At 58.0% G+C, this 5,289-nt stretch carries 5 protein-coding genes and 1 pseudogene; all 6 read right to left on the bottom strand.

Translation table 11 applies throughout. The features are described from left to right. A pseudogene (locus tag ACPLUI_RS10485) lies at window positions 1-254 on the bottom strand (ABC transporter permease); the annotation flags it as partial. A gap of 256 nt (window positions 255-510) precedes the next feature. Then, window positions 511-2,451 carry an aldehyde ferredoxin oxidoreductase family protein gene (locus ACPLUI_RS10490; RefSeq protein WP_424660212.1) on the bottom strand — a complete coding sequence of 647 codons (1,941 nt, stop codon included), beginning with the start codon at window positions 2,449-2,451 and terminating at the stop codon, window positions 511-513. Between the two features lie 17 nt (window positions 2,452-2,468). Next, a complete protein-coding gene (locus tag ACPLUI_RS10495; RefSeq protein ID WP_424660213.1) occupies window positions 2,469-2,714 on the bottom strand; it encodes a hypothetical protein in 246 nt (81 codons plus the stop codon). Window positions 2,715-2,869: 155 nt separating this feature from the next. Further along, complete coding sequence (locus ACPLUI_RS10500) at window positions 2,870-3,616, bottom strand: HesA/MoeB/ThiF family protein (protein ID WP_424660214.1); 747 nt, start codon at window positions 3,614-3,616, stop codon at window positions 2,870-2,872. A gap of 22 nt (window positions 3,617-3,638) precedes the next feature. Then, entirely contained in the window at window positions 3,639-3,878 is a 240-nt protein-coding gene (locus ACPLUI_RS10505; protein ID WP_424660215.1) for a MoaD/ThiS family protein, read from the bottom strand. 71 nt (window positions 3,879-3,949) lie between these two features. Next, the coding region (locus ACPLUI_RS10510; RefSeq protein ID WP_424660216.1) for an aldehyde ferredoxin oxidoreductase C-terminal domain-containing protein at window positions 3,950-5,289 on the bottom strand (1,340 nt) is incomplete at its 5' end.

Genomic DNA, 5,289 nt, shown 5'->3' on the forward strand with positions numbered 1-5,289 from the left:
AAGGTAAGCCAGACCGCCAGTCCCACCACCACCGGCGGCAGGCCCATGCCAAAGTTAACCACACTGACCAGAAAACGGCGTCCCGGAAAATTGGTAAGAGCTAACAGCGTACCGAAAGGAACGCCAATTAAAACACTGATCAGGGTGGCGAGACCCGAGATCTTTAAAGTGCGTAAGGTGATATCCAGGACCTCGGGATCGCCGGTCACCAGCAAACGAAAAGCCTCAACAAGACCCTGCCTGAAGATTTCCAAACTCCTTCAACTCCTCTGGTGGTTCGTCGATATCACAACCTGTTCTGATATGTTCTTAAGCTACCGCTTGCACGCGCTCGCTCCGTCCCCCAGCACTCACTGGCACATTTATCCCTTAAAATCTGGTTGGAATGAATGCTGGAAAACCAGCACCCGGCCTCGGACTCCGGCAGGGTTCCCGGACCATTCGGACATTCAAGCTGGATGGCCCCGGCCCCACCTTCACCCACAGTCTCGCCAGGTTTGCCCACGGCACTCAACAGACTTCGAATGATGAGTAGTTGTCTAAATTAAGCTCCGCCAGCTTTTCTCTCCCGGGCACCCCCGTGTCCGGATCCCAACCCCTGGCCAGGTAATATTGCCGAAGCACCTGACGCACCTTTTCGCGGTCCAACCTGCGCCCGGCAGCGGGGCCGGCCGTCACTGGCTCGTCGTAAAAACGGGAGGGGTAATCAGAATCGGCGGGTTTTTCTCCATGGCGCAGGTTGAACAATTTCTGCAGGTTCCAGATGCGTTCCCCCGCCCTGATTATATCTGCCGGTGTAAGGTCAATGCCTGTCAAACTGGTATAAAGGCGGGCAAAAAGGGTGGGCCCTACGGTATGCAGCACGGGAGGACGGATACACATGCCCAGGGAATTGTAAACGGCAATGAGATCCTCCGCCCACCTGGACATTTCAGGTATATTTACATCACGGGTGACCGGATCAAAAATCTTTTTTTTCAACTCGTCAGGCATATCCAGCTGGTGGTACATCTCCTCCGGAAAACCGAACTTCTCCGTAAGGTAGGGGACGGGATTTTCGTTATAACGGAGATTTTCTACAGGGTTCCGGGTACGCAGGTGATCCCCGCCGCGCACGTTTGTAATATACCCCAGCGTCCAGGTGGACCAGCGGGCCCGGGGATCCAAAAGGAAACACTCCAGCCCCTTGACTTCCACGGCATATCTTGATGCCCCGGGGAAATGGCGCGACGCCCTTTTGACGCCTTCAGCCAGCACATCCCCTATACCCCGCCGGTGGGCAATCATACCCAGCAGGGAAATGACGGCCCGCTCATCCCCCCAGCTAAGGGAGAAACCCAGGTCCTTTTCATTGAGAAGCCCCTTTTCGTACAATTCCATGGTGAAGGCTACCACTGCCGCTGCAGAAACCATATCCATACCCAGGCGCTGGCAGGTTTCGGTAAGCATGGCTATGGCCGGCAGGTTGTCGATGTCACAACCGGCACCGAAGCCGATCACCGGCGTAACTTCCATGTCCTTCAGTTTCAACCCCGCGTAAGGTCCTTCCTTCACTTCCACCCAGTGGGCACAGGCAATGGGGCAGGCCATACAGGCCACCCCGCGGGTGGTGTAGCCGGGCAGGACCTTCCGGCTGCGGGTCTGGACCCAACCGTCAATAACACCGCGCTGGTAATTGCGCCCGGGCAGGGCCCCGAACTCCTGGTAGGGCAGGCTGGCCAGCATGGTACCGAAGCGGCAGAAAGAAGCGTAAAAGGGAGAAGAAAAGATGGCTTTACGGGTGTCATCCACCGCCTGCAGGAACTCCTTCCGGTGAGCCACCCGCACAGCGCCCCGGCCGCGGACCGCTATGGCCTTCAGGTTTTTGCTGCCCATTACCGCCCCCAGCCCCGTGCGGGCCCAGGCATCAAAGGGGCCGTTCTCTATGCTGGCAAAGCGGACCAGGTTTTCGCCGGCCTGGCCGATGGCCGCCACCTGGATGGCGTCATCACCCAATTCACGGCGGATCTGGCGCACTGTTTCCCAGGCATCCCGTCCCCAGAGGTGACCCGCCGGTAAAATTGTAGCCTGGCCGTCACAGATCCATACATAAACCGGCGTGGCAGCCTTTCCCCGGATGACCACGCCGTCAAATCCGGCAAACTTGAGCTCGCTCCCCCAGAAGTTGCCGGAGTTGGCCGTGCCAAACAGGCCGGTGGCCGGCGAGAGGGCGGAAGCTTCGGTGCGGGACGCAGTGGGCACCGTCGTACCCACCAGCACCCCCACATTAAAGGCAAGGACATTTTCCGGACCGAGGGGGTCGGCACCTGCGGGGACCTCTTCATACAGAAGGCGGGCGTTAAATCCCAGGCCGCTTAAATACTCACCGGCCCAATCCCGCTCCACCGGGTATTCCCTTATTTCCCCGGCCGTGAGGTTGATATCCAGGATCCTGCCGCTGTAACCGTACACGCATACACCCCCCCTCTTCAGTCCACCGTTCCGGCTGTTTCAACCACCCGCAGAGCTCCCGCGGGACAGGCCAGGGCACATTTTTGGCAGCCGCGGCAACAGGATGAAAAAGTAATCGCAAATGTCCCGTCAAACTCATGCCTGGTGATATAAATAAACGCCTTAGCAAGGTCAAACTCCCCATGGTTGGTAATAGCACAGGTCAGGGCACAGGTGCAACAGCCGATACACCTGCCGGGGTTGACCGCCAGTTCCTTTGCCATGAACGTACCCCCCGAAATAACATAACAAAAATTTCTCCAGTCAACCCCCGATAACCTGCTAAAGACAAACAAAAAACACCGTAAAGGTGTCCCTGGCCATCACTGCTTTTTCCCGTAAAACCCCAGCATAACCCTGTGAATGGACGGAATACCTTTCAACCGCAGGCCGGGCATCTGGAATCCCTGTCTATGGAAACTTCATAAAAGGTCATGGACAGGGCATCATAAGTGAGCAAACGGCCGACCAGCAAATCTCCAAGCCCCAGGAGGAACTTTACCGCTTCCGTGGCCTGGATAGTCCCGATAACGCCCGGCACGGCCCCGAGAACCCCCAGTTCCGTGCAGCCGGGAACGTGCGGGTCCGGTTCGTGCGGGAAAATGCAGCGCAGGCAGGGACCGGACCCCGGTAATACCGTCATCACCTGCCCGGCAAAAGCCAGCACACCCCCGTAGATAAAGGGTTTCCCCAGGCGCAGGCAGGTTTCGTTGAGCAGGAAGCGGGTGGCAAAATTATCGGTGCAGTCAACAACAACGTCATAACCCTTAATCAGAGATACGGCATTGGCGTTGCTCAAACGCTCAGGAAAAACTTCCACCTGCACGTCCGGGTTCAGGGCCATCAGTTTATCCCTGGCCGATTCCACCTTGGGCCGGCCGATATCACCGGTGCGGTGCAGGATCTGCCGCTGCAGGTTGGACAAATCAACCACATCGGCATCCACCAGGCCCAAACGCCCTACTCCCGCCGCAGCGAGGTACCAGGCTACAGGTGAACCCAGGCCGCCGACCCCCACCACCAGTACCCCGCTGCGCAACAACTTCTTCTGACCCTCAATCCCCACGCCGGGGAGGAGGATGTTCCTGTGGTAGCGCTCCTGTTGTTCCCGGGTCAGCTCCTGCATATTCCCCACCTCTTCACTTCACCTATCCACCACCTACCGGAGGAAACAGGGAAACCCGGTCGCCGGGCTGCAAGACGGCATTCATGGCCGCGTGACGCCCGTTGACCAGGACTGTAAAAACCTGGTCCCGGGGGATGCCCAGGCTGTCGACCAGTTCAGCCACAGTAGTCCCTTCCGGGTGTTCTACTTCTATTAACTGGCCGAAACGAACTCCGGGAAGATATTTCTCCAGCCCGCTGAAAACCCGCACTTCCAGCCGCAAGCTACATACCCCCACTATTACTTAAAGGCGGCAAGACACCCCTCCCCGGGGTGCCTTGCCTGCACCCTGATTTAGAAGTTAAATACCTGTCTCAGTTCGTGTTCTTTGACATCAAAGACTACGTTGTGGGGTGGCAGTTCTTCCAGGCTGAAGAACTCCGGTAGCCGGTCGTCGGCACTGGTAAACCCGGCCTTGAGGTTGAACTCCCTCTCCGCCTTTAATACCTGTTTGCCCAGGTTGAGCGCGTCATCCGGCGTCAAACTCAGGCCATACTGTGCATTGATCATTTCCACAATGGTGGGTAATCCTTCAGGATTGTCCAGAACGGCAAAGGCTACAAAGAGGCACAGGCCGGTACTGTCTATAAACGCGGTGGCAACTTGCAGGTTCCGGGAAAGTTCCACCTGGCCCCCGGGCTTCAGCGGGTCGACGTAGCCGCCTACCTTGAGGATGTTGGCCGTTACCGCGTAACCGGCGGTATGGTCGGCACCCATGGGCGTGGTGGCGTAGGTAACGCCGTTGCCCTTGCAGGCCCGCGGGTCGTAAGCGGGAATGCCCTGGCCTTTTACAGCAGGCACGCGGGTTACACCGTAAACCCGGCCGGCGTTGGCCGAACCGCTGCCGATAATCCGCCCCAGAGGCGTACCTCTGGACACTTCTTCCAGGGCCTTGATGGCAGCCTCACCGTCACCGAAGGGTATGACGCCCGCTTCAGCAAGCACACCCAGGGTACACCCGGTCTCAATGGTGTCCAGGCCTACGTCGTTACAGATGTAGTTCAGTTTGGCGATTACATCCAGGTCGCCGATTTCCAGGTTGGGACCGAAACACCAGGCGGTCTCGTACTCAATGGGAGCACAAACCTTACCGTCGGGCATGGGATATACGTTTGAACACCGCATGACGCAACCGGGGTGGCAGGTATGGGTGGCTTTCCCTCCCCGGGCCACGGCCACTTCGGCCAGCTTCTCCCCGCTGACCTCGCTGGCCCTTTCAAAACGGCCGTAGCGGAAGTTTTTAACGGGAAGGGCACCGGCCTCATTGATAATGTTCATCAACACATTGGTCCCGTAGCTGGGCAGGCCCTGACCGGTTACGGGGTGGTTTTGCAAAATCTGGGCAAACTTCCTGGCCGCCGCCTTAAGCCGCTCGGGCTCTTTAACCGGGGCATCAAAGGTGGTGGGGCTGTCCACAACAATGGCCTTAATTTTCTTGGAACCCATTACAGCACCCAGGCCGCCCCGGCCGGCATAACGGCTGCTGTTGCCGTCGCTGTCGTTGTTGGTCACCCCTGCGGCCGGCATCAGCATTTCGCCGGCAGGACCAATGGTAATCACGGCAACCTTTTTACCGTAACGTTCACGGCAGATGGCCGTAACCTCGTAAGTACCTTTACCGGCCAGGTCATTGG

Source organism: Desulfofundulus sp., assembly GCF_049701015.1.
Lineage (GTDB): Bacteria > Bacillota > Desulfotomaculia > Desulfotomaculales > Desulfovirgulaceae > Desulfofundulus.